This is a genomic window from Coleofasciculus chthonoplastes PCC 7420 (assembly GCF_000155555.1).
GTDB classification, from domain to species: domain Bacteria; phylum Cyanobacteriota; class Cyanobacteriia; order Cyanobacteriales; family Coleofasciculaceae; genus Coleofasciculus; species Coleofasciculus chthonoplastes_A.
Map to the genome: position 1 here is coordinate 20864 of NZ_DS989864.1, position 24278 is coordinate 45141.

Consider the following 24278-nt stretch of genomic DNA (forward strand, 5'->3'; position numbering starts at 1 on the left):
TGCCTGTTGCCTGTTGCCTTTCAGGGTTTTAGGTATCCCAATTTAAATGCCGAACAGCTTATCATGCCCTGATTACGAAATTTCCGGGATTTCTGTCTCGACTGGTTTATCCGAGCTACGCTTATTCTGAGGGGACTGTTTGCCTAAGTTTTGGCAAGGTTGAGATTCGAGGATGCTTAGACACCATTGAGCTGTTGTCCACAGCAGGTTGTGAGGGAAGCTAGCCACTGTCGCTTCTGAAAGATTCGCGATCGCTTGCATCAGCGCTTCCCTGGATGGGAGTTGGCTAGAAACCGCCATAATTTTCGGATGTTCTGTCGCAGAAACCTTTTCAGTCGAGCCGACTAATGATTCATGCAGTTTCTCGCCGGGACGCAATCCGGTAATCTTAATTGGGATATCCAGTTCTGGCATGAAACCCGCTAACTGGATCATTTGTTGTGCCAAGTCTAAGATTTTTACAGGTTGACCCATATCCAAAATTAGGGTTTGACCGGATTGTCCCACAGCAAGGCTTTGAATCACAAGCTGAGAGGCTTCAGGCGTAGTCATGAAATAACGGGTCATATTGGCATCAGTCACAGTGACAGGACCCCCTCTGGCAATTTGTGCCTGAAAAATCGGGATCACACTACCACGACTCCCTAAGACGTTGCCAAAGCGTACCACGAGAAAGCGGGTTTGGCTTTTGGCGGCGCACGCTTTAACCAAGAGTTCAGCTAAACGCTTGCTTAAGCCCATAAAGTTACAGGGATCAACGGCTTTGTCGGTAGAAATGAGGACAAAGGTATCTACACCCTGTTGTTCCGCCAGTTGTGCCAGATGAGCCGACGCCAAAGCATTGTTTTCTAGGGCTTCAGTAGGGTTATGCTGCATTAAGGGGACATGTTTGTGAGCCGCCGCATGGAAGACAATTTCCGGTTGCCAGGTTTGGAAAATGGTCTGGATACGACGCTGATGTCGGATATCGGCAATAATTGGTGTCGCCTTCAGGTTGGGGAAGTCGCGGCGTAGTTCTTGTTCAATGTTGAAAATACTATTTTCCCCGCGTCCCAGTAATAGGAGGTGTTGGGGTTCCAGACGGGCAATCTGGCGACAGATTTCTGAACCAATTGTACCGCCTGCACCCGTAACCAGAACCGTGCGCTGATAGATTTGCGATCGCGCGGAGGGGAATTGCTGGTTAAATTCATCGGCAAAGTCGAGTTTAATCTCCGGACGTCCCAGGATATCCTGGATTTGGATGGGTCTAGCTTGGGGAGTCAGAGAGCGATCGCACAACAGTTCGGCTTGTCCCGGTAACACTTTCAGCTTCAGGGCGCTACCTTGGGCAAGTTCCACCAATTTGCGGATTTGGGACGCCTTAGCCGAGGGCATAGAAATTATCACTTCATCGGCGTTGAGGCGTTTGGCAATGGGTACAAGCTGCGATGTCGCACCGAGAACCGGTATACCTTCCACTTTACGTCCTATCTTCGTGGGATCATCATCCAGAAAGCCGAGAATTTCCAGGTTAAGCTGGCGATTTTGGTTGACTTCCTGGACAATTTGTGATCCAGCCCGCCCTGCACCCACTAATAGTACCCGCTGGGGATCTCTGGGTGAAGCCGTGCGATCGCGTGGATGGTAACGGACAAACCGACGACGGGCGTAGCGCAGGGCGATCATCCCCATTACACAAAAACTCCAGTCAATCACAGCCACACCCAAGGGAATTCCCGAAAAGGAGGTAAAACGGGGAATCAGTAAGCGAGTGATGACTAGAATTAGTAACGAATAGAGGGTGATGGACTGGCAAAGGGTGGTGGCATCTTTAAGTCCAAACAGACGCCAGACTTGCCTGTACAGACCAAACGTGGCGTGAAACAGCAGACGCCCTGGAATCGCCAAGAGGGGAAGCATCCAAGCCATGGTTTGGTGAGAAGCAGGAATATGACCATCAAAACGGAACCAAAAAGCAAGGCTAAAAGCTGACCAAGCTACAAATCCATCGAGTCCGAGTTGTCCCAATCGATATGCGGAAGGAAAGAGCCTTTTTTGGGGCATGAACGGCACCTCTAAGGCAATACTGGCTGCAACAAGGTATGATACATTGGCTTTAACGTCCTGGCTAGGATCAATTTTGTTCCCCACAGATAAGCATATCAGTTGCCCAAAACGTTCGTAGTGGGAACTTTAGTTCCCTAAGCGTAGCTACTTTTTCTGGGATAACTCATCCTTGAGGTGTCTGACTTGATCGCGGATAATGGCAACCAGGATGGCAACCATGAAACTAGCGATCGCAGCCAGTACGGCGATTTGTACTAGGGAGCGTGTCGGTTCAACTTTGGATTCGCTTAAGAGTTGGATCGAAATAACTTGAGCTGTAAACTCTGCTAGATTCTCTTGGGCAGGTTCGAGATACTGTTTGTCAAATTCTAGGCTAGCAATGCGAGCCACAACTTCTGCCCGTTGTGTCTCTAGCGCCTCCAGCCTGAGAGTCGTTCTAATCCGTTCGGGATCAATACCATTGGAGTCACGAACTTGAGCAATTTGTTGTTCGAGCTGTTCCAGAACCTGTTGCTGTTTGGTGATTTCCAGCTCAGTGATGAAAAGACTATTGGCAATCGCTTGACCAAATATGCCTTGAAACTCTTGCTGGAGAAGGGTAGAGACTTGAGAACCCGCTTCAGCCAAGAAACCCGTATCGGGCGATCGCATGGTGATGTCGATCTGCTGGGTTTCGCTGTTATAAGTGGGTTTGACCTCAGTTTCATCGATTTTGTCGTAGTGATTCTCTAACAGTTTCACCGTTTTGTTACTGGCTTGCTGGATATCAAGGCCAGGGATACCGGATACAGAGATAGGAACCGGGGTGACTGAGAGGGTGAGCTGTTTCTGGTATTGTTTGGGCATCAGCAGGGAGAGCGCGATCGCGACGGCTGATAGTCCCAGGGTTCCCCATGCCATAAACCGCCAGTTGCGGCGGAAAAACTGAATAATATCGAGTAAGGAAATTTCATCTTCATCCTCAATCGTTCTCAGTTCTGTATTTTGCGTCAATTCCATAGTTCTCCTACACCGATAAGCATCATTACCATTAGCATACAGCGTCGAGCTGTAGCGTCATGAGAGTGAATTCAATGGCTGATATCAATCAAATCTTTCTAGACTTAACATGGAAAATCAGCAACCCTGGTGCCATTGTTGATGGGGTAGGGATATGGAGTTCTACTGGACTGGCATAGCTAACATGTTGGTGTCAACTTAAGGTGAAACCCCTTCTCCCCCAGCCCCTCTCCCACCAGGGGAGAGGGGATGAGTTTTCTTAACTACTGTGATAATAGGGAGGATAAAATGGCAGGAGAAGCCCTTTATGAACGGGATTTTTATAGTTGGGCATTCAATCAAGCGAATTTACTCCGTCAGGGTAGGTTTGAGCAGTTGGATTTGGGTCATCTGGTTGAGGAGTTAGAAGACTTGGGGAATCGTCACTACGATCAACTAGAATCTCGATTGATTCAGTTGATCGCTCACTTGTTGAAGTGGCAAGTTCAATATTGGAAACAAACGAACAGTTGGCGAGCGACGATTCGGGTGCAAAGAACGGCGATTGCCAAGCTGCTACGGCGTAATCCAGGGTTGAAATCCCGCTTAGATGAAGCGATGGAGGAAAGTTGGCTTGAAGCTAGGGATTTGGCGATCGCGGAAACGGATTTACCCGATGAACAGTTTCCTGACGTTTGTCCGTTTTCCTTCGAGCAGGTGATGTGCGAAGACTTTTGGCCGAATTCTCAGATGGAGATAGAAGGTTCATGAACCTAGCCCTACTTCGTGAAAAGGATTGGTTGGTGACCAAGAAACCCTAAAGGTGACGCTTACTGGAGGAATCATGAATTCGGCTAGTCTTGACCAACAATTGATTCCGGCTTTAGAGAATGGCGATCGCTTGAGTCGTGCTGAATTTGAGCGACGCTATAATCTGATGCCTGATCTGAAAAAAGCGGAATTAATCGAAGGAGTCGTTTACGTGCCATCGCCTCTACGCTACAACCGACATGGCAAACCCCATGGCAAAATTATTGCTTGGCTGGAAGTTTATGCGGCTTCGACACCAGGGGTTGAGGTGGCTGATAATGCGACGGTACGCCTGGATTTAGATAATGAACCGCAGCCGGATGCGTTGCTGCGGCTAGATGAAGAGAGTGGGGGGCGATCGCGAATTAGTGAGGATGATTATGTTGAAGGAGCGCCAGAGCTAATTGTTGAAATTGCCGCCAGTAGTGCGTCTTATGATCTCCATGATAAGTTACGGGCTTATCGGCGCAATGGGGTGCGAGAGTATTTGGTGTGGTTGGTACAGGATAGAGCGTTTCGCTGGTATATTTTGGAGCAGGGGGAGTATCGACAGCAGCAAGCGGATTCGTTGGGGATGTTGAGTAGTCCCTTTTTTCCAGGGTTACAGTTGGATGTGCAGGCACTTTTGCGGGGAGAGATGTCGCGAGTTCTGACTGTGCTACAGGAGGGACTGGGTTCGCCAGAGCATCAGGATATGTGGAGGAATTATCGAGAGCGTCGCTCCAGTAACCGTTAAACTGAAGTTCCCCCAGCCAAAATAATGGAACCTGTCTCACTGGGCGGCTTGGCGCGATTTTTCAGCCGCCTAACCTCCCCCGGACGCGATCGCACTAGACAAAAAAGGAAAAGGTATGCCTTTAAAGGAAGCATCTCTCGAAGTCGCTGAAGGACTTTATGCTCCAGAAACCTTAGGGAACATGATTGACCGCAGCAGGATTATTGATAGCGCCATGACCCTCATTTTACCTAACTCAGGTACATCAAATTAGGTTGTATGCCCAAATCAAGCGTGACCTGTAGTGGACTGACACAGCTAAAATTGTGGAATAGATTTGACGGTTAAATTGGGCGCACGCCGTGCGCCCCTACAATTCTAATTCACCATTTTAAGTGTGCCACGCCACTACGTTGAGGTAATTCAGATGCCTTCTCCCTTTCCGGGTATGGACCCTTATTTAGAACATTCCGAATTATGGGCGGAGGTTCATAGTCGGTTAATCGTGAACCTAGCCGATTTTTTGGGTCCGCAACTGCGCCCTAAATACCGAGTCGCTGTCGAAAAACGAACCTACACTGATTTGTCAGATGCCGCGTTAGTCGGGCTTCCCGATGTGGCTGTTGTGTCTAGACGTTCAACCCCAAATCAGAACTCATCAACGACTTCATCAACGGCGACCGTGTTAACTCAAAATGAACCTGTAACGGTTAGAATACCGATGCCGGAAGAAGTCAGGGAGAGTTATTTAGAAATTCGAGAAATTGGAACGGGGGCGGTGGTGACAGCTATAGAAATCCTGTCCCCGAACAATAAGCGTGCGGGTGTGGGACGTCAAGCTTATTCTCGCAAGCGCCTGGAGGTTTTAGGCAGTTTTACTCATTTAGTCGAAATTGATTTGCTTAGGGGGGGAAAGCCGATGCTGATTTTGGGAGAAAGACCGCCTGGTGATTATAATATCTTAATCAGTCGTAGCGACAAACGACCTCTAGCTCAGTTGTATAGGTTTGGGGTTCGTGCACGTATTTAAATTGGGAATGGGTAGCGAGCAAGATGCTCTGTAGCGAGCAAGATGCTCTGTAGCGAGCAAGATGCTCTGTAGCGAGCAAGATGCTCGCACTACAAGGCTGAGAGCCATTATTCTATCTATATCATGGGAAAATGTACCGTCCTATAGACCCCAATCAACCGTGACCCGTAGGGTGGGTTAGGCGGTATTAAATTTAGGAAATGAACCGTTCAATAATAAATCCGCCGTAACCCACCAAGTTATCATTGATTCCAGAGGGAAATCAAATACCCAGCCGGATTTATACCAGCTAAAATAGTATTTTATACAGCCTGATCGATAATTTGAATTGTGCCGATTAGACGACGGCTAGAAAATAGATTTATATTGATTGGAGCATGAGAACGATGAATCTAGAGGCTGAATACGATCTGGACTTCTATGCTTGGATTCGTAAAAATGTAGAATTACTGCGGCGAGGCTGTTTGTCCGAAATTGATGTGGAGCATATTGCTGAAGAGTTAGAAAGTATGGGCAAGTGTGACCTCCGTCAACTTCGCAGCCGCTTACAGGTTTTAGTCATGCACCTGCTCAAGTGGCAATATCAACCCGACAAACAAAGCAAAACTTGGCTAGTGACGATTGATCATCAGCGTGATGAAATTGAAACCCTATTGCTAGATAGTCCTAGTTTAAGAAGCGAGTTGGAGCAGGGATTGGCAAGGGTGTATCCGAAAGCTGTGCGAGATGCCTGTAGAGAAACGGGTCTTCCTGAGACGACATTTCCCTTATCTTGTCCTTTTGAGATAGAAGAGATTTTGGCTCAAGAGTTTCTGCCGGATTGTCGTTAGTTTTCGTAACTACTGTGATAATGGGGAGGAGAAATAGGAGTCGCCCGCTGATTGTGGAAATCCAAATAGATAGTCGAGGAAAGAGGGGAACGAACACGAAAATGGAAGAGCTAAAAATCAAATACCCAGCCGGATTTGAAAATGCTGTGCAAATGACTAAGGATGAGATGGAGCAGCATATCCGTTTAATGGCTGCCCTGAAAATGTTTGAACTGGGAAAGGTTTCGGCGGGAAAAGCGGCTGAGTTAGCGGGAATGTCAAGACTCGATTTTTTTGAGACTTGCAGCCGATATCGAGTCAGTGTTTTTAATTATCCACCAGAAGAGCTTGAATTAGAACTGGAACAGGATTTAGAACGGCTGTGGGAGGCGATCGCGAATTAGTGAGGATGATTATGTTGAAGGAGCGCCAGAGCTAATTGTTGAAATTGCCGCCAGTAGTGCGTCTTACGATCTCCATGATAAGTTACGGGCTTATCGGCGCAATGGGGTGCGAGAGTATTTAGTGTGGTTGGTGCAGGATAGAGCGTTTCGCTGGTACATTTTGGAGCAGGGAAAGTATCGACAGCAGCAAGCGGATTCGTTGGGGATGTTGAGTAGTCCCTTTTTGCCAGGGTTACGGTTGGATGTGCAGGCACTTTTGCGGGGAGAGATGTCGCGAGTTCTAAGTATTAAATCGGACACCATCCTTTGCGTCCCTAAGGTTTCCAGGCGTAAGGTTAATCCATCAAATCTAGATTAGGCAAGCCAATGGAAGAACTACTAGAGTTGAAAGATTTACTCCTCAAAGGTGATATTTCTGGGGCATTGGTCATTGTTGAAGAATTGGAGGAAATGAGCAGAGACGACAAAATCAATAATATTCGCAGCTACGCCAAAATTCTACTTCTCCATTTAATCAAACAACAAGCTGAAAACCGCACCACCCGCTCTTGGGATGTCTCTATTCGGAATTCAGCCCTAGAGATACAGAGCAAAAATAAACGACGCAAAGCAGGCGGTTATTATCTTAAACCGGAGGAATTGCGCCTCGCCCTAGAAGAAGCCTATGAACAAGCCCTCAATGGCGCATCTCTTGAAGTCGCTGAAGGACTTTATGCTCCAGAAACCTTAGGGAACATGATTGACCGCAACAGGATTATTGATAGCGCCATGACCCTCATTTTACCTAACTCAGGTACATCAAATTAGGTTGTATGCCCTACAGTTAATTTACCCTTGAAAATCTTAAACCCGACTTAGGCATTACAATTCAATAACGGCTTGAAGTTTTTGCAGCCGTGCCAGAATGGGTTGGGGCGTCAATTTTTAGGTAGGGTCTGCTGAATAAGTCGAAGAAACACAACTGATGGATTAAGTAGTTATATAATACGACAGCGAACTTAAGTTATTGTTGTTAACGATTCGCTTAATTATAAGGTTTAATAATGAATTGACGCCGAAAAAGACTTGATTGTGGAATATATATAAAAAAGACAAAAAACCTGCCTGAGCAGGGCAGACAGATTCATGACGAGGAAAGTAATGGCAATAGCTGTTTCGGACGTATGAGGTAGTTTAGCCATGACGCGACTTAGGCTATATCTACGTTTTGATATGCCAAATTTTCCTTCAATATTATTGCGAATTCTCTCGTCTTCTTGAGCTTGTTTCTTTAATTCTTGACTGACATTGGCTTTCGGTCTTCCTAAGGGAGGGCCACTGATTCTAATTCCTTTTTCTTTACAGAAGGATCGATTGGCTCGACTGCGATAGATTTTATCTACATGAACGGATTCTGGATAGAATCCTGTGTAGTTATAATAAGCTTCTATTTGAGCTTTTAAATCGACAGATTCATTAAAGTTATCCCAACTGATACGGTCTAAAAATACGTATCCATCTCTTACACTTGCCGATATTTTAGCTCCAAATTCTACGGCAACTCCCGCTTTGCCTCTAACTATTGGACGGATATGGGCTTGACTCACATTTACTATTCTATGCTCAATTCTATGAACTTTATTATTGTACATCCATTCTTGCTGACGATAGATTTCGCTAACTACCAACAGGCTCTTATATTCAGTACGACTCAATGCCCCAAGACTAGACCCTGCCTTAACTAGCGCGTCTATACTCCCCAAGTTCTCTTTATGTATGCAGTGTTTTTTATGCTTTCTTATTTCTTTCTTGTTTGTCTCTTTTCTTTGCTACTTTTAAGTAATTCTTTCTGGCTCTATTTCTATAAGTTTTTGGTTTTTTATTTAGTTGATCCTTCAGGGGTTCATATAGACTGTCTATTATTTTTTCGGTTTTGACCCTAGCTTTATTTAATATCCCCAAATCATTGGGATAACTTATATCTCCTGGCACACAGCTTGCATCAACTATTAGTTGTCCTTTATTGGCTGACTCTCTTCTTTCTTGACTTTGGATTTCGGCACTTTTTTTTTAGCTTCTTCATCCGTCTCTGATTGACTTTTCTTCACCATTTTCTCATTTATTCGGTTGACTAGATTCACATTTATCCTTTCCCGGAATCTGGCCAATAGTGATGAGTCATAAGGAGCTTCGCTGCTGTAATGCCTTTGACCTATAAAGTATTGTAAGTAAGGGTTTTCTTTGATTTGTTCGACTGTCTCTCTATCACTTATTCCTAGTTTTTCTTTGATTATTAATGAACCCAGTGCTACCCTAAATGGTAGCGCTGGCGCTCCCATTTCCGCAGAAAAATTTTGGGCATATTCTTCTTCAAATTCCTCCCAAGGTACTAAAGAAGCCATGATTACCCAGCGGTTATCCTGTGATAACTTTCCTTCAAATGGTAGTTCAAAATCTTCGGCTTCCCTGGGGGCGTTCTCAACTTTTCGGTACATCTACCTGATCATGATGCAAGGATTTTGAGCAATTTTACCAGATTCATGAGCACCAAGTCAACTGTAAATACGGATCAAAGCATTGATGGTTAAGGGTTTCGGTCTTGTGCAGCAAGCCCTAGGTAATTTTATAGAGTGGAAAAATGTGCCGTCCTATAAAACCAAATCAAGCATGACCCGTAGGATGGGTTAGGCGGTATTAAATTGAGGAAATAAACCGTTCAAGGATATATCCGCCGTAACCCACCAAGTTATCATTGATTCCAGATTAAAATCAAAGAACTAGCCGGATTTATTTGATTGGAGCCTCCCCCACGCGATCGCACATTTAAATTGGGAATGGGTAGCGAGCAAGATTGGGTAGCGAGCAAGATTGGGTAGCGAGCAAGATGCTCGCACTACAAGAATGAGAGCCATTGTTCTATATCATGGAAAAATGTGCCGTCCTATAGACCCCGATCAACCGTGACCCGTAGGGTGGGTTAGGCGGCATTAAATTTAGGCAATGAACCGTTCAATAATAAATCCGCCGTAACCCACCAAGTTATCATTTTAATGGGGTCATGTCTGATCTTAAAAAAGCGGAATTTGGATATACAGGCACTGTTGCAGGGAGAGATGTCGCGAGTTCTGACTGTGCTACAGGAGGGATTGGGTTCTCCAGACCCGTAGGGTGGGTTAGGCGGTATTAAATTTAGGCAATGAACCATTCAATAATAAATCCGCCGTAACCCACCAAGTTACCATTGATTCCGGGTTAACAAAAGATGCGGGTTCCTCAAGAAAATTAATGGATTTGCCCGTAGTATTGGCAAGGGGAAACCAACAAGGATGAAATTTGGTCAGATAGGAGTCTCCCCCGAACGCGATCGCACCCGTTAGGGATGAGCCAAAACACCTGGGGTCAGGTAGGGGCGACCCGCTGGCACTAATGAAAACTCCGTTCCCCTCAATTTGTCGGGTTGCCCGTCCCTCCCCTACTGGCTGGAGAAAAACTGGCGATCGCGTCCTATAGTACTATTTGTACTAAGGAGCAGGTCTAATCTGTTGGGGATCGATGCCGTTGGGGTCGCGAACTTGAGCAATTGGTTGGTCTAACTGTTGGAGAACCTGTTGCTGCTGGTTGATTTCCAGCTCGATGCGGAATAGACTATTCGCGATCGCGTGACCTAATGGGGCTGGAAACTCCTGCTGGAGACGGATAGAGACTTGGGAGGCGGCTTAAGCGATCAAACGGGTACCGGGCGATCGCACGGTGATGTTGATCTGCTGCGCTTGGGTGTTATAGTTGGGTTTGACCTCAATCTTGTCGATTTTGTCATAATGATTCTCCAACAGTTTTACCGTTTTGTGACTGGCTTGCTGGATATGGATACCAGGAATACCGGACACGGTGATGGGAACCGGGGTGACTGACAGGGTGAACTGTTTCTGTTTCTGGTATTGTGTGGGCATGAGGAGGGAGATATAGAAGACTCTAATATGTATATAACTGTCTAATAAAACAGATGGCAAATTCATCCCTATAAAGTTGCAATGACTGCCAGTGCTTACTACGGGGAAAGAAACCAAATAGACGAGAAAAATGGCTAGTTCCTGGAATGGCAAAACGGTTGTAATCACAGGTGTATGCGGCACCGTGGGACAAGAGCTATTACGGCAGCTCCTGAAATATAATCTTCAAGAAGTAATTGGTATTGACCACAACGAGACTGAGTTATTTTTTCTGGCTGAGGAGTATGGCGACTTTCCCTACGTGCAACTTTACCTATGTGATTTGCGCGATCGCTATGAATTAATGTACAAGATGCAAGGAGTTGATATTGTCTTGCATACGGCAGCATTAAAACATGTCGTGATATGTGAAAAGTCACCCCATGAAGCTATTCAGACTAACATTCTGGGAACCCAGAATGTTATTGATGCAGCCATTGCGGCTAAGGTAGAGCGGGTAATTTTCACCTCCTCAGACAAAGCAGTCAATCCTACCAACGTTATGGGAACATCCAAGTTGATGGGAGAACGGTTAATGACTGCTGCCAATGCTCATAGACGTGAAGTTCAACCCATATTTGCTTCAACGCGCTTTGGCAACGTATTAGGCTCCCGTGGTTCGGTCATTCCAGTTTTTAAACGTCAGATCGCTACAGGGGGACCAGTAACTTTAACCGATCCGGCTATGACTCGCTTTATTATGACCCTAGAGGAAGCCGTTCAACTGGTCATGGAGTCTGTATTTCTGTCTAGGGGTGGTGAAGTATTCGTGACTAAAATGCCTGTAGTACGCATTGCTGACTTGGCACAAGTGATGATTGAAGAGCTAGCACCCCGATACAACTATAATCCTGAGGATATAGAAGTCCGTTTGATAGGCTCTAAACCCGGAGAGAAGTTATATGAAGAATTAATGAATGATGAAGAAGTCCGGCGAACTGTAGAACTGGAGCGGTATTTTGTTGTTGTTCCCGCATTTAGAGCTATATATCAATCTATTGATTATAAATATGAGGGCTTGGTAACAAACACTATAAAAAAACCCTATAACTCTGCTAATGAGCAACCTATGGACAAAAAGGCATTATGGAATTACCTTTATAAGGGTAAACTTTTCGAGGTTGATACTATCTTGAATCATTCAAATAACGACATGAAGACCGCGTTCAAGAGGAATCAGCTATGCGAGTGATGATTCTAGGCGGTGATGGTTATCTAGGCTGGCCTACAGCAATGCACTTTGCTGCCCAGGGACATGATGTCATGGTAGTGGACAATTATTTAAGGCGTAACATCGCTCGTGAGACTTGTTCTGAAGCACTCATGCCCAATCCCAACCTGGTTGAGCGTGTTCGCCTGTTTGAATCTGTATCTGGGTATAAAATTCGAGTAGAGATTGGAGACTGCTGTGATTTTCGTTTTATGGAACGCATTTTCACCGATTTCGTTCCGGAAGCGGTCATTCACTATGCAGAACAACCTTCTGCTCCTTACTCAATGATTGGTTATGGCGAGGCACAGCTTACTCTTCACAATAATCTTAGCGCTACCTTTAATCTCATCTGGGCAGTAATGCAGTACAGCTCAGATTGTCAGATTATCAAGATCGGGACGATGGGTGAATATGGCACCCCGAATATCGATATTGAAGAAGGTTGGATAGAGATTGAACATAAAGGACGCAGGGATAAATTTCTGTATCCGCGTCAGGCAGGTAGCTTGTATCACACGACGAAGGTTTTGGATACAGATTTACTCTGGTTTTATGTGCGTACCTATGGTATCCGTGTCACGGATTTGATGCAAGGACCTGTCTATGGGCTATCAACTCCGGAAGTGGATCAGGATCAACGTTTATTACCCAACTTTCACTACGATGACATCTTTGGCACAGTTGTGAATCGGTTTTTAGTTCAGGCAGTTGCTGGAGTGCCATTAACAGTTTATGGCAAGGGTGGACAAGTTCGCGGTTACTTAAACCTTAAAGATACACTACAATGTGTAGAATTAGCGATGAATAACCCAGTAGAATCAGGGCAACTCCGAATTCTGAATCAATTCACAGAGACGTTTTCGGTCAATCAGTTAGCTGAGAAGGTGCAGCACGTGGGGAACCAAATGAGGCTGAATGTACAAGTAAAGGCTATTGATAATCCCCGCAAAGAGAAAGAGGATCACTATTACAATCCTAACCATTCAGGACTGCTTGAATTAGGGTTAAAACCGCATCCTATGACTGATAATGTTATTGCTCAAATGCTGAAGCAGGTTATGTGTTACAAAGAGCATATCGATATTCGTAAAATTATGCCTCGGGTAAAGTGGAACTAACGTGAAGTGGCTTATTACTGGTGGGTGTGGGTTTCTGGGTACGAATCTTATCAAGAAACTCTATACGGAGGGCAATCCTCACATTCGAGTTGTAGATAATCTGTGCGTCGGTACTCGTGAGGCTCTTGCTGCGGTGTGTGATTTCGTAGAACTTAAAGATGCTGGGCTTAGCGGTCATCCCTCGTCTTTATCGGGTACTGAGCTAGTTATTGGTGACATTCTTGATAGTCAACTCGCCCTGAGAGTGACTAGGGGTATAGATGTAATTGTACATCTTGCAGCTAACACGGGAGTTCAGCCATCTATTCAAGACCCTCATGGAGACTGCTATACAAATGTAATTGGCACTCTAAACTATCTGGAAGCAGCCAGACATAACCAGGTCAAGCGCTTCATCTTTGCCTCTAGTGGCGCTCCTATCGGTAAATGTATTCCTCCCATTCATGAAGAACTAGCTCCTCATCCGGTTTCTCCCTATGGAGCTAGTAAATTAGCTGGTGAGGGATACTGTTGTGCGTATTTTCATTCGTTTGGTGTTGAGACAGTGGTGTTACGCTTTGGTAATGTTTACGGACCCGCTTCTGGGCATAAAAACAGTGTAGTGGCAAAATTTATTCGGCAAGCTCTAAACGGTGAAACCTTAGAAATATATGGAGATGGTAGACAGACCCGTGACTTTATTTTTATTGACGATTTAGTTCGAGCAATTTGTTTAGCGGCTGCTACAGATAACATCGGTGGAGAAGTTTTTCAAATTGCGACTAACAGGGAAACTACAGTGAGAGAACTAGTCGATAAACTCTCCTGGGTGATGAGTGAGATGGGAATCAAACTTGAGAGCAACTATGCTTCGCCACTGATAGGGGATGTCAGGCGTAATTTCTCTGACACATCTAAAGCCAAAGAGATGCTTGGATGGCAAGCTGAGGTGGAATTGAAAGATGGTTTAAGGCGAACGGTTGAGTGGTTTGCACAAGAATACCAGGAGTTATATGAATAGGTGACTTAGATCGCAAGTGATTAGTAAAGTCTATGACCAACCAACTGAGTATTACGCGCCTACTAAAACGTGGTGTAATTGAATCTTTTTTTCTCAGAGCTTTGGGGGCAGTTCTGTTGTTCCTTATGCACTCATTAGTTGCTCGCTTAATTGGATCAAAAAATTATGGAACTTTTAGTTATGCCCTAATAATAGTAAATATTTTGTCTGTTGTCGTCTCTTTAGGATGGCCGACAGCACTTGTACGTTTTATTGTACAGTATCAAGAAAAACAGCAGTGGAGCTTATTGCACGGCATAGTGTTACGAGCCTCTCAAATGACCATGTTTTTTTCTATATTGGTCAGTTTGGTTCTATGGGTAATTTCTTACACCCAGAGTATTCCTAATAACATTATTCTTAGCTGTCGCTTTGCGGCATTACTTCTTCCACTTTTCGCTTTAGTTAACCTACGCAAAAAAGTTTTCCAGGCTCTACGACGTATTAAGACCAGCATTATCCTAGAAGAATTAATTCTTCCTTTGACCATATTGACTGGACTGAGTATGCTTCCCATGAACACAACCACTGATATTTTATTATTGTATTTTGGAGCAGCTTTTCTAGCTTGCTTACTAAGTACTGTTTTGCTGTGGTGGTGTTTTCCTGTACAGGGAAAAACAGCTTTACCGACTTTTAAACTCGCAATGGATAGCGGTACCCTACCGATGATGCTTGGTGGAATAAGCCAGATAGTGATGAATCGAGCAGATATATTTATGCTTGGTTTCCTTATAGATATGGAAGCTGTGGGAGTGTATAATGCAGCCAACCGCATTGCCAGTCTCAACATATTTGTATTGCAAGCAGTCAATATTATTGCTGCACCGATGCTTGCGGCTGCTTTTCATAGTTCCCGACTTGACGAATTTAAGGCAATTATGCGTAGAGCCATGCTGTGTTCTACAATAGGTTCTTTACCTCTTTTTATTATTATAATAATAAGGGCAAAACATCTACTTATTTTTTTTGGTTCTGAGTTTACTCAAGGAAGTTTACTACTAAAAATAATGGCTTGTGGACAATTGTTTAATGCAGTATCAGGTCCGGTGGGCTTCGCTCTACTCATGGTAGGGAAAGAGCGTATTTTTGCTTTTTTAACAAGTATTATCGCCTTAGCAAACGTAGTAGGTAATTTGTTCGCTATTCCAATGTATGGAACCCTAGGAGCAGCTTTAGTTACAACAGGATGTATAATTATGCTTAATGGATTAATGTTTTACCTGACTCAAGGCATAAAGGTTAGTGTTAGTTAATTAGTTAATTAGTTAATTAATTAATTATACATACTAGAACTAAATTAGTTGGCATGCTACAAACTTTTTTCTTTATTTTACTGCTTATGCTTTTATTGATTACACACATTAAAAAACCATATTTAGGTTTTATTGTGCTAATGTTTCTTCAACCGTGGATGCTTTCCCGCGTCCATGGACACTATCTTCTAAGTACGGCGAGTATTCTTATAATAGGGTTAGTTATTCCTCTGAGGAATTTGTCAATTTGCGGTTCTGTCGGTTATTTTAAACTAAAGCAGTTACCGGAACTATTATGGGTTTACTTATTCTGTACATATATGTTCATACAAGTAATATGGATTTGCCAATATGGATTAAATTTAAGAATAGTTAAACAAGCATTTTTTTATTTAGGTGTTATTTTTTTTGTTCTGTTTTATCCTAATAAAATAGCAAAAAGAAAAATAACAGAAACTTTTTTAAGGTGGACAATGATTGGTGGATTATTTTATTTTTTAGTTTTGCTAATATTATCTTGGTTGCTTCCAAGATTTTATTTAGTTACAGATAGCAAAGGGTTACAAAGACTAAATGGCATAGGTGGAACTCATCCTGCTTATATTGGATCTATAATTCCTATTATAATAGCTGGCATTACTTATTACTTATTAGTCAATAAAAACAAAAAATTATTGATTAATACATTGATGTTAGGGGGTATGACAATAATATCGATTGTAACAATTCAACTCGGATCTAGAGCAGTTATTTTATCTATCGTAACATTTTTTGTTGCATTTATAGTAATATCTGATAATAATTTACCCAAAAAAATTTTTGTCCTATTAATTGTCGCAGCGATATTGTTTATAGCAGCTAAATACATAGGAGAAGAACTTTATATAGAAAGGTTAAATTCAATAAGAACAGGTAGCATTTTTATAGAGATTAGATGGCTGTCTATAAGAGCGGGATTTGATCTACTAAAAGAAAATTATGTTTTTGGGGTTGGTGTTGGACAGTTTGCTGAAAAAGGTTTCGCAACAATGCTTGACATTGCTGATTCTATGAATCCAGGTTATGCTCAAAAAATACTTACTTGGAGAGATTCTGCCTTGGCTTCTTCCGGGAGTATTCATCTATTCTTTCTTATTGAGACTGGATTGATCGGCTTTTTACTTTATGGTAAGCTTTTATTTATAGCAACCAAGAAAATTTGGCAAGCTCGACTTAGAACAAAGTTGATGAATATGAAAAGAGAAAAACTAGCTTTGGATTGTATTCTATCGAGTTGGTTTGCTTTCCTATTACATCTATTCACGATTAGTGGAGAAACCCATTTATTGTTATGGACTTTTATCGCGTTTGCTTTTGCATTACCAGGTTATCCTCGGAAAAATGTATAAAATAAGGAAATATTTAATCATTAAGTTAAGGAGAAGTAAAGTGAAAATATTAGTTGCTCTTGATTCAAACATTCCTTGTGGGAAAAACCGTGCTTTATACCAACGTTGCATTACTTTTCTTGCTTCTGGACAAGCAAAATTGGTTGTACGAAAGAATGTTTCATTGCCTGATGAATTAACCAGCCATCCCAATACATACTTTGCCAAACTCAGTGGTCGGTTAGGTCTATTCATAGAATGCCTGCGCTTATTGAAAACTGGTGAGTTTCAGGCTATTTATGTTTGGCATTTCCCATTTTTTATATTTTTGCCATTTTTACTGATACTATATAGTAAAACAATTGTGTCGTGTATGGAGTCTCAGCATAGTCCTTACTACTATATTGATTCAGCTAAATTCAAAAATTTATTTGTAAAAATAGCAGCTAGGTTAATATTCTTAATGGCAAAATTAATTTATCCTAAAATAGACTTACATATAGTAATGGCGCATAATAACCACCATGGTTTAGCTAAACGGCTCTCAGAGCAGTTTAATGTTAGTATAGATAAAATTCTTGCGATGTCTAATGGAGTAGACATCAAACTCATACAACAAATTGTTAGCCAATTTACTGATTACCAACAAAACAAGGAGTTTATTATTTGCTATGTAGGTACGATCAGACCCGGGAAAGGCTATGAACTTATTGAAATAACAGATGACATCCTTGATAAAATTCCTTGTGCAAAAATAGTTGTCGCTGGTCCTTTGCGAGGTATAAGTGCAGATAATTTAAGACGACCTGGCGTAGAGTATCATGGTATTGTTTCACATACTGAAGCAATTCGATTAATGTATAATAGTGATGTTTGTGTATTTATTGGGGATTCAAAAATTCGTGACAATGAGGTATCTCATCCTGGCAAAATATTAGAATACATGGCTTTAGGTAAGCCTGTTATTGCCAATAATTATCCTGGAATTAAAGAATTTTTTGCAGTAGAAGATCAGTTTTTACTTTATGAAGAAAATGATACTAAAAAAATTATTGAACTGTTAAGCCAATTACAGAGTGACGTTAATCTGAGAATAAAAATTTCAAAAAATATGCGAGATTCTGTAGTCCATTTTGACTGGAATACAATCAATTTTAATTTTATGAAGAAATTAAATAAATGTTTATGCGAGACCTATGAAACGAAAATAGATTCACGATAATTTTTTCAGATTAATCAAATTATTGAGGTAATAATTAAATGGATGAAAGCAAAAAGAATAACAGAGTAAAATTAATATCACAGGAACAGAAAACAACTCCTATTTGTGTCTTGACAGCTGGTCGTAGTGGTTCTTCCTTGACGATGCAATTACTTCAGTCACTGGGAGTTTATCTTGGTTCTGAAAAGTTTATGATTCCTCGAGACAGATACAATCAAACAGGATATTGGGAACACAGGGGTTTCAGTGATATCAATAGTGAAATATTAAGGCGTTTTGGCGGAAACAGTAATGCTCCACCATGGTTCCCTTCTGGATGGGAATTATCATCCTGTCTTGAAGATTTAGAAAACAAGGCTCAGATACTTATAGAAAATGAGTTTTCTCAGTTCTCAGTCTGGGGATGGAAAGATCCTAAAACTTGCCTAGTTCTACCTTTTTGGCAAAAACTTTTACCTGAAACAATATATATTTTGAGCTTACGGAATCCATGGGATGCATCTAAATCTCAGCAAAAGAGAAGTCAATATCAAATAAATAGAAGCTTGAATCGCTGGCTTTATCATATTGTACAAGCAATGATTTATACTTCTGGAAAACCTCGATTTTTTATATTTTATGAAGATACTTTGTTAAGCGAGGTAAAGCAAAGATTGAGATTGAAAAATTTTTTAGAAACTTATCAAGATTTAAGGTTAGAAAATAGAGATAATATGGTTATCAACAAAGTAGATATAAATCTTTGTCACCATCAAAGTTCAATAGATGATTTGATGGCAAATACAACTGTAACCTCCCAAGTTAAAATTGCCTATTTGGTACTGTACGGATCTGTTCTGTATGAAGAAAATGAAAATAACCAACATAAATATTTGGAGAATGAGACAATCGTGAAAACAATAGATGGATTGTTTAGATCTTTGCATCAAGAACTTCAAGTTAGAGAATATTTAATAGTAAAAATTTGGCGCTATTGTGTTAACTATATTCCTCAATATTGGAAGCAAAATTTTATATATTTTGAGCTTAGTAGAGTCATTCGTGTTTATTCTCAAGGAGGAATGAGCAGTGTAATTAGAGGTTTTATAAATCAGTTTTCTAAGCGTGTAAAATAATGGTTCAGATTGATTGTTATAAAGTTATTGATTATGAATTTAATTATTCCTACAGTAACTGTAGCTATTCCTACCTATAACGAGTTCTCTAATATAGAGAAAGTTATACAAGGATTTCTAGAAACCGATTATCCAAATCTGCTTGAAGTACTTATAGCAGACGGTGGTAGCACTGATGGTACTGTAGATAAAGTAATAAAGCTTTCACTGGTGGATAAAAGAGTGAGGTTACTAGATAATCCACTAAGGATACAATCTGCAGCCCTCAAACTAATGTTAGATGAAGCAAAGGGTGATATTTTTTTACGGGCTGACGCCCATTGTGAATATGCATCTAATTACATTAAACAATGTGTTGAAGTTTTACTAGAGTCGAAGAGTTTGAACGTTGGTGGAGCACAGCGTTTCGCTGCGAAAAGTTCTTTTCAAGCTGGAGTTGCTCTTGCTTCTAGAAGTTTTTTGGGAAGTGGAAAAGCTAAATATCGAGATCCTAACTACTGTGGTTATGCTGATACTGTTTTTTTGGGATGTTTCTGGAAAAGAATTTTGATAGAAGTAGGAGGATATAAAATTACTCGTAAAGAGGATACTGAACTTAATTTAAGATTATTGGAAGAAAATGCTCAAGCTATTTATGTTAGCTCTAAAATTCAAGTTTGGTATTTTCCAAGAAAAAATATTAAATCATTGTGGAATCAATATATGAAGTACGGTAGAGGGTGTTATTTAATTGGAATTCAATATCCAGGAAAATTACCAATTAGAAGTAATTTTCCATTTTACTTTATATCATTAATAATATTAATTATGTTTATTGATTTAATATTATTTCACGGAAATTTACACGCAACTATTTTTCTTGTCGCCGGTTTTATTGCAGTCTTCTTAGAAGCATTTTTAGTGACTTGGAGGTTTAATGAGAGTTTTGAGTCAGAGTTTTGGCGAGGCAGCAAAGAAAATATACCTAGCTTTTTAAGTCGATACTTGATTTGTGGAGTTACACTAATGGTTATCCCTATTGCTCATTTCTGGGGTTATGCTTATCAACTAGTTAGACACAAGGTTCTTCATTTGAATGAAAATTATTTTTTAGAATCTGGCTATGAAATAAAAAAATAGAAACACAAAATGTAAGTTATTTTTGGTAAAAAATAAGTAGTTATGATAAATAGTAATTGCTAAATGAATTCAATTTTAATTACTGGTGCTACTGGCTTTGTGGGGAGTAAATTAATAATGTTATTAAGCAGAAAAGATTGGGATATTTGTTTAGCTATTCGTAAAAGTTTACCCCAATTAACTTTTGACACCTTTGACGTTACCCCTGTACTGATTAAAAACATTGACAGTTGCACTGACTGGCAACAATCTCTTAATGGCATTGACTCAGTTATTCATCTTGCCGCTCGTGTCCACATCTGGCATGAAGATACTCTCGATTCTGAAGCGGAATTTCTCAAAGTTAACTTTGAGGGTACTGCTAACCTCGTGAAGCAGTCTATTCAAGCAGGTGTGAAGCACTTTATGTTCATCAGCTCCATTGGGGCAATGGCTACTCTAAGCGATCATCCCCTCACGGAAACCTCCCCTTGCCAACCTGACACTCCTTACGGACGCAGCAAACTCCAAGCTGAACAAGCCCTAATTGAACTTGCCAGCCAAAGCAGCATGACCTGGACTATTCTACGCCCTACCTTAGTCTACGGTTCTGGCAATCCTGGCAACATGGAACGCCTGATTAAACTCATCAATCGAGGCTTACCCTTACCCTTCGGTCTAGTCAACAACCGCCGTAGCCTTCTCTACGTCGGTAATCTCGTTGATGCGATCGCGACTTGTCTAACTCACCCTAACGCCAAAAACCAAACGTTCCTGGTTAGCGATGGTCAAGATCTCTCCACACCTGAACTCATCGGCAAGATAGCCTACCACCTAGAACGCCCTTGTCACCTCCTCCCAGTACCACCCAGCCTGCTCAAACTAGCAGGTCATCTAGGAGATACCATCGAGCAATTCACTCAACGCCCCCTACCACTCAATACTTCAACCATTGACCGCCTGCTAGGTTCCCTCGTCGTTGACAGCAGCCACATCCGAAACACCCTCAACTGGCAACCTCCCTACACCGTTGATGAAGGGCTCTCAAAAACCTTGCGCTGATGTATACTGTTCGCGGTCAAAAACTCAGCTTTTGTCATGCAGAGCTTAGTGAAGTACAGCGTAACATAGTCGTGAGATTCTAGGCTAACGCCGAGCTTCGCTAACACTCCGCTTCAGTTCCTTCGCTTCGCTCAGGACTCAGAATGACAAATTTGACCTTGCGAAGTATACCTCTCTAACGGAACTCACCGAAAACCAATAGGTCATATAGTAAAAGATGTGTGTGTGAGAAGTGTAATAGACAAGCATGTTAACTGTTCTTGCGGCTGCCAGTGTTCTGGCGAGTATCCTCCTGACTAATATCATTAAACGACGCTTCAGCAACCACTTACTGGACATCCCCAACGATCGCAGTTCCCATACCCAACCCACTCCCCGTGGTGGTGGCTTGGGTTTCATCCTGGCGTTTGCCATAACGGGATTAATTGCCACTCTATTCGCCCGTTATTTTCCTCAACTTCTACCCCACCCCTTAATTAACCCCAACCCAACCTTCCTGTGGCTCATCCTCACCCCCCTAGCCGTCATTGGTATTATTGATGATCGCCAAGGGCTTCCCGCCAGAATACGCTACCTCGTGCATCTATCCGTCGCCAGCCTCGCGATCGCGTGTTTCGGTTCCTTCCCCCTACCCTGGCTCCCTAACTTCGGTATAGTGGGTCAAATGCTCGCGATCGCACTCACCCTAATTGGCATCACCGCCCTAATTAACTTCTACAACTTTATGGATGGTTTAGATGGTCTCGTTGCTAGCGTCACCGCCCTCCAGATGGCATTCCTAGCACTATACCTCAACCAACCCCTATTCTGGCTGCTTACCGCCGCCCTCCTGGGTTTTCTCTGGTGGAATTGGTCTCCCGCGAAAATCTTTATGGGCGATGCGGGTAGCACTGTCTTGGGAGCCAGTGTCGCCATCGCCCTACTCAACAGCCATAATCCCGTGCAAGCCTGGTCTGCTTTGGCTGTAACCCTCCCCCTCACCGCTGATGCCATCTACACCCTAATCCGTCGCCTGATCCGCCAAGAAAACATCTTTAAGGGGCATCGTAGTCACATTTACCAGCGGCTTCAACAATTTGGTTGGACTCATCGTCAAGTCGCCCTTACCTACCTCACCGCCACCAGTATAATTGTCCTATTAATCACCACTCTCGGCACTCTAGGGAGTTGGTTCAGTTTAGTCGGGGTACTGATAGGACTTGCGATCGCGGAAATGTATCTCCAGGCGACAAGAGCGATCGTTTAAAATGTCGCCCCTACCAGATCCCCGACTTCTTCAAGAAGTCGGGGATCTAACTCACCTAATCAGACGGGTGATTCAGGCTCAATCCATCATCTCGCGATCGCGAAACGTTGCTTCCCAGTATAATGTCGGCAAAATCATTGTTCTCAGTCGAATGGCATACTGATTAAGGCTGGTGGGCAATGCCCACCCTACTGGCGTGGCACACCTTATTTGGTGGATTAGAATTGTAGGGGCGCATGGCGTGCGCCCGGTTTAAACGTCAAATCTATTCCACAATTTTAGCTGTGTCACGCCACTACGGTCTATCTCGCGATCGCGAAACGTTGCTCCCCAGCAATGTCTAGATAGGCGGATAGCTACAGCGGATATTTTAAAAACCGAATTGGCGCACTGGCAAGAAGAACGAAATCAGGAAAATACGAAAGTTAAATGGCAATTCACAACCGAAGATGCTCGGATGAAACTTCATCATCTTTACCTACAATTTTAAACTTGCCAAGCCACTACGGTATATCCTGACTTTTCACTTTTTTTTTGCACGCAAGGGGGAGAATTCAAAGCCTCTCTCCTTGCAGGAGAGAGGTTTGGAGAGAGGTATTCCAGATCCCGTGAAAAGTAAGATGGTATATCAAGGGTGGAGGCGATCCCCAACAGTTCGTGTAGGGGCAACCCGCACGGCACCAATCAACGCCTGTATCCACTCAATGGGATCGGGTTGCCCTTTGCTCAACCAAAAATTCCAACATTGCCAACGCTACCCATTAGGATGAGCGATGGGATAATTGATCCTGAGAATCCAGATTAACTGCTATGCCATCTCAAACCCTAAAATACGCTTACTTTCCCGGTTGTGTCGCCCAAGGCGCTTGCCGAGAATTGTACCAATCCACCGCCGCCCTGACTCAAGCCTTGGGCATTGAACTGATTGAACTGAAAAAAGCTTCCTGTTGCGGTTCTGGCACATTTAAGGAAGATTCCCGATTACTGGAAGATACCGTAAATGCTCGTAATATTGCCTTGGCGGAGGAATTGGATCTGCCCCTGTTAACCCATTGCAGCACCTGTCAGGGGGTGATTGGTCATGTGGATGAACGCTTAAAGGACTTTCAACAGACTGATCCGGGTTACGTGGAGCAAATTAATGGCTTACTGAAAAAAGAGGGCTGTTCCCCTTATAAAGGGAATAGCGAAGTCAAACACCTGCTGTGGGCGTTAGTCACCGATTATGGACTAGACGCCATACAAGAACGGGTGACTCGAAAGTTAAGCGGGTTAAAATGTGCTGCGTTCTATGGCTGTTATTTGCTCCGAGGACAGACCACCATACCCTACGACAACCCGTTTCACCCTGAATCAATGGAGAATGTATTTCGATCCGTTGGCGCAACTCCGGTTTATTATCGTGGACGAACCCAATGTTGTGGTTGGCCCATTGCCAGTTATGCGACTGAGCAATCCTTCCAAATGGCAGGGAAAAATATCCAAGAAGCCATTGACGCGGGGGCGGATTGTATGGTAACACCTTGCCCATTGTGCCACCTGAATCTTGACTCTCGTCAACCGGAAGTGGAAAAGGTAATTGAGCGTAAGCTGGGATTACCGGTGTTACATTTACCGCAATTGGTGGCTTTGGCGCTAGGGATTCCGCCCAAGCAGTTGGGGTTGAGTAAGCATATTGTCTCCACCAAACCTGTTTTAGAGAAATTGGGCTTATAATCCATTCCCCTACCCGATCCTCGACTTCTTGAAGGTTGGGGATCTAAATTAGCGATCGCATCG

At 42.8% G+C, this 24278-nt stretch carries 22 protein-coding genes and 2 pseudogenes; 20 read left to right on the top strand and 4 right to left on the bottom strand.

What is annotated here, in order from left to right; all coding sequences use genetic code 11:
- Positions 1-72: 72 nt before the first annotated feature.
- Together MC7420_RS26575 and MC7420_RS26580 are read right to left on the bottom strand one after the other, a co-directional pair.
- Positions 73-2046, bottom strand: a complete 1974-nt coding sequence (locus MC7420_RS26575) for a polysaccharide biosynthesis protein (protein WP_006104511.1) — start codon at positions 2044-2046, stop codon at positions 73-75.
- 147 nt (positions 2047-2193) lie between these two features.
- Complete coding sequence (locus tag MC7420_RS26580) at positions 2194-3048, bottom strand: hypothetical protein (RefSeq protein ID WP_006104485.1); 855 nt, start codon at positions 3046-3048, stop codon at positions 2194-2196.
- Positions 3049-3297: 249 nt separating this feature from the next.
- On the opposite strand from MC7420_RS26580, the gene MC7420_RS26585 reads away from it, so the two are divergent.
- The 8 genes and pseudogenes from MC7420_RS26585 (at position 3298) to MC7420_RS26610 (ending at position 7602) form a co-directional block, all read left to right on the top strand.
- Entirely contained in the window at positions 3298-3798 is a 501-nt protein-coding gene (locus MC7420_RS26585; protein WP_232231792.1) for a DUF29 domain-containing protein, read from the top strand.
- 73 nt (positions 3799-3871) lie between these two features.
- Positions 3872-4573: a Uma2 family endonuclease gene (locus MC7420_RS26590; protein WP_044209929.1), complete on the top strand. Its 702-nt coding sequence runs from the start codon at positions 3872-3874 to the stop codon at positions 4571-4573.
- Between the two features lie 115 nt (positions 4574-4688).
- Complete coding sequence (locus MC7420_RS40510) at positions 4689-4826, top strand: hypothetical protein (protein WP_006104504.1); 138 nt, start codon at positions 4689-4691, stop codon at positions 4824-4826.
- Between the two features lie 123 nt (positions 4827-4949).
- Positions 4950-5582, top strand: coding sequence for a DUF4058 family protein (locus MC7420_RS26595; protein ID WP_232231793.1), 633 nt, complete (start codon positions 4950-4952; stop codon positions 5580-5582).
- Positions 5583-5968: 386 nt separating this feature from the next.
- On the top strand, positions 5969-6412 hold the full coding sequence (locus MC7420_RS26600) for a DUF29 domain-containing protein (RefSeq protein ID WP_006104419.1): 444 nt from the start codon (positions 5969-5971) through the stop codon (positions 6410-6412).
- A gap of 101 nt (positions 6413-6513) precedes the next feature.
- Positions 6514-6795 carry a UPF0175 family protein gene (locus MC7420_RS26605; RefSeq protein WP_006104337.1) on the top strand — a complete coding sequence of 94 codons (282 nt, stop codon included), beginning with the start codon at positions 6514-6516 and terminating at the stop codon, positions 6793-6795.
- Positions 6776-7153 (top strand): annotated as a pseudogene (locus MC7420_RS37385) (Uma2 family endonuclease); the annotation flags it as partial. The gene MC7420_RS26605 and the pseudogene MC7420_RS37385, both read left to right, overlap by 20 nt.
- 8 nt (positions 7154-7161) lie before the next feature.
- Positions 7162-7602: a DUF29 family protein gene (locus tag MC7420_RS26610; RefSeq protein WP_006104514.1), complete on the top strand. Its 441-nt coding sequence runs from the start codon at positions 7162-7164 to the stop codon at positions 7600-7602.
- A 230-nt stretch (positions 7603-7832) separates the two neighbouring features.
- On the opposite strand, the pseudogene MC7420_RS38585 reads toward MC7420_RS26610, so the two are convergent.
- Positions 7833-9269: pseudogene (locus tag MC7420_RS38585) on the bottom strand (IS5 family transposase).
- Between the two features lie 1221 nt (positions 9270-10490).
- Positions 10491-10724: a hypothetical protein gene (locus MC7420_RS26630; protein WP_006104524.1), complete on the bottom strand. Its 234-nt coding sequence runs from the start codon at positions 10722-10724 to the stop codon at positions 10491-10493.
- Positions 10725-10854: 130 nt separating this feature from the next.
- Here MC7420_RS26630 and MC7420_RS26635 point away from each other — a divergent pair, with 130 nt between their 5' ends.
- From MC7420_RS26635 to MC7420_RS26685, 12 genes are all read left to right on the top strand, one after another.
- Complete coding sequence (locus MC7420_RS26635) at positions 10855-11955, top strand: SDR family NAD(P)-dependent oxidoreductase (protein WP_006104349.1); 1101 nt, start codon at positions 10855-10857, stop codon at positions 11953-11955.
- Positions 11946-13094 (top strand): NAD-dependent epimerase/dehydratase family protein, encoded by a 1149-nt coding sequence (locus tag MC7420_RS26640; RefSeq protein ID WP_006104508.1) that lies wholly within the window; start codon positions 11946-11948, stop codon positions 13092-13094. Before MC7420_RS26635 ends, MC7420_RS26640 begins: the two co-directional genes overlap by 10 nt.
- A gap of 1 nt (position 13095) precedes the next feature.
- Complete coding sequence (locus MC7420_RS26645) at positions 13096-14094, top strand: NAD-dependent epimerase/dehydratase family protein (RefSeq protein WP_006104357.1); 999 nt, start codon at positions 13096-13098, stop codon at positions 14092-14094.
- Between the two features lie 32 nt (positions 14095-14126).
- On the top strand, positions 14127-15389 hold the full coding sequence (locus MC7420_RS26650; RefSeq protein WP_006104451.1) for a flippase: 1263 nt from the start codon (positions 14127-14129) through the stop codon (positions 15387-15389).
- 53 nt (positions 15390-15442) lie between these two features.
- Positions 15443-16777 carry an O-antigen ligase family protein gene (locus MC7420_RS26655; protein WP_006104521.1) on the top strand — a complete coding sequence of 445 codons (1335 nt, stop codon included), beginning with the start codon at positions 15443-15445 and terminating at the stop codon, positions 16775-16777.
- 40 nt (positions 16778-16817) lie between these two features.
- The gene (locus MC7420_RS26660; protein ID WP_006104352.1) at positions 16818-17978 is read left to right on the top strand and encodes a glycosyltransferase family 4 protein; all 1161 of its coding nucleotides are present in this window, start codon (positions 16818-16820) and stop codon (positions 17976-17978) included.
- A gap of 38 nt (positions 17979-18016) precedes the next feature.
- On the top strand, positions 18017-19093 hold the full coding sequence (locus MC7420_RS26665; protein ID WP_006104523.1) for a sulfotransferase family protein: 1077 nt from the start codon (positions 18017-18019) through the stop codon (positions 19091-19093).
- Between the two features lie 33 nt (positions 19094-19126).
- Positions 19127-20212 (top strand): glycosyltransferase family 2 protein, encoded by a 1086-nt coding sequence (locus MC7420_RS26670; RefSeq protein ID WP_006104389.1) that lies wholly within the window; start codon positions 19127-19129, stop codon positions 20210-20212.
- A 63-nt stretch (positions 20213-20275) separates the two neighbouring features.
- Positions 20276-21253, top strand: coding sequence for an NAD-dependent epimerase/dehydratase family protein (locus MC7420_RS26675; RefSeq protein ID WP_006104448.1), 978 nt, complete (start codon positions 20276-20278; stop codon positions 21251-21253).
- Between the two features lie 247 nt (positions 21254-21500).
- On the top strand, positions 21501-22499 hold the full coding sequence (locus MC7420_RS26680; RefSeq protein ID WP_006104375.1) for an MraY family glycosyltransferase: 999 nt from the start codon (positions 21501-21503) through the stop codon (positions 22497-22499).
- Between the two features lies 1 nt (position 22500).
- Positions 22501-22662, top strand: a complete 162-nt coding sequence (locus MC7420_RS40515; protein ID WP_006104455.1) for a hypothetical protein — start codon at positions 22501-22503, stop codon at positions 22660-22662.
- Between the two features lie 647 nt (positions 22663-23309).
- A complete protein-coding gene (locus tag MC7420_RS26685) occupies positions 23310-24215 on the top strand; it encodes a CoB--CoM heterodisulfide reductase iron-sulfur subunit B family protein (RefSeq protein ID WP_006104379.1) in 906 nt (301 codons plus the stop codon).
- The last annotated feature ends 63 nt before the right edge of the window (positions 24216-24278 follow it).

Coding starts and splice junctions, on each gene's coding strand:
- MC7420_RS26575 (WP_006104511.1), bottom strand. CDS start 2,046: ATGCCCCAAAAAAGGCTCTTTCCTTCCGCATATCGATTGGGACAACTC.
- MC7420_RS26580 (WP_006104485.1), bottom strand. CDS start 3,048: ATGGAATTGACGCAAAATACAGAACTGAGAACGATTGAGGATGAAGAT.
- MC7420_RS26585 (WP_232231792.1), top strand. CDS start 3,298: ATGAGTTTTCTTAACTACTGTGATAATAGGGAGGATAAAATGGCAGGA.
- MC7420_RS26590 (WP_044209929.1), top strand. CDS start 3,872: ATGAATTCGGCTAGTCTTGACCAACAATTGATTCCGGCTTTAGAGAAT.
- MC7420_RS40510 (WP_006104504.1), top strand. CDS start 4,689: ATGCCTTTAAAGGAAGCATCTCTCGAAGTCGCTGAAGGACTTTATGCT.
- MC7420_RS26600 (WP_006104419.1), top strand. CDS start 5,969: ATGAATCTAGAGGCTGAATACGATCTGGACTTCTATGCTTGGATTCGT.
- MC7420_RS26605 (WP_006104337.1), top strand. CDS start 6,514: ATGGAAGAGCTAAAAATCAAATACCCAGCCGGATTTGAAAATGCTGTG.
- MC7420_RS26610 (WP_006104514.1), top strand. CDS start 7,162: ATGGAAGAACTACTAGAGTTGAAAGATTTACTCCTCAAAGGTGATATT.
- MC7420_RS26630 (WP_006104524.1), bottom strand. CDS start 10,724: ATGCCCACACAATACCAGAAACAGAAACAGTTCACCCTGTCAGTCACC.
- MC7420_RS26635 (WP_006104349.1), top strand. CDS start 10,855: ATGGCTAGTTCCTGGAATGGCAAAACGGTTGTAATCACAGGTGTATGC.
- MC7420_RS26640 (WP_006104508.1), top strand. CDS start 11,946: ATGCGAGTGATGATTCTAGGCGGTGATGGTTATCTAGGCTGGCCTACA.
- MC7420_RS26650 (WP_006104451.1), top strand. CDS start 14,127: ATGACCAACCAACTGAGTATTACGCGCCTACTAAAACGTGGTGTAATT.
- MC7420_RS26655 (WP_006104521.1), top strand. CDS start 15,443: ATGCTACAAACTTTTTTCTTTATTTTACTGCTTATGCTTTTATTGATT.
- MC7420_RS26665 (WP_006104523.1), top strand. CDS start 18,017: ATGGATGAAAGCAAAAAGAATAACAGAGTAAAATTAATATCACAGGAA.
- MC7420_RS26670 (WP_006104389.1), top strand. CDS start 19,127: ATGAATTTAATTATTCCTACAGTAACTGTAGCTATTCCTACCTATAAC.
- MC7420_RS26675 (WP_006104448.1), top strand. CDS start 20,276: ATGAATTCAATTTTAATTACTGGTGCTACTGGCTTTGTGGGGAGTAAA.
- MC7420_RS26680 (WP_006104375.1), top strand. CDS start 21,501: ATGTTAACTGTTCTTGCGGCTGCCAGTGTTCTGGCGAGTATCCTCCTG.
- MC7420_RS40515 (WP_006104455.1), top strand. CDS start 22,501: ATGTCGCCCCTACCAGATCCCCGACTTCTTCAAGAAGTCGGGGATCTA.
- MC7420_RS26685 (WP_006104379.1), top strand. CDS start 23,310: ATGCCATCTCAAACCCTAAAATACGCTTACTTTCCCGGTTGTGTCGCC.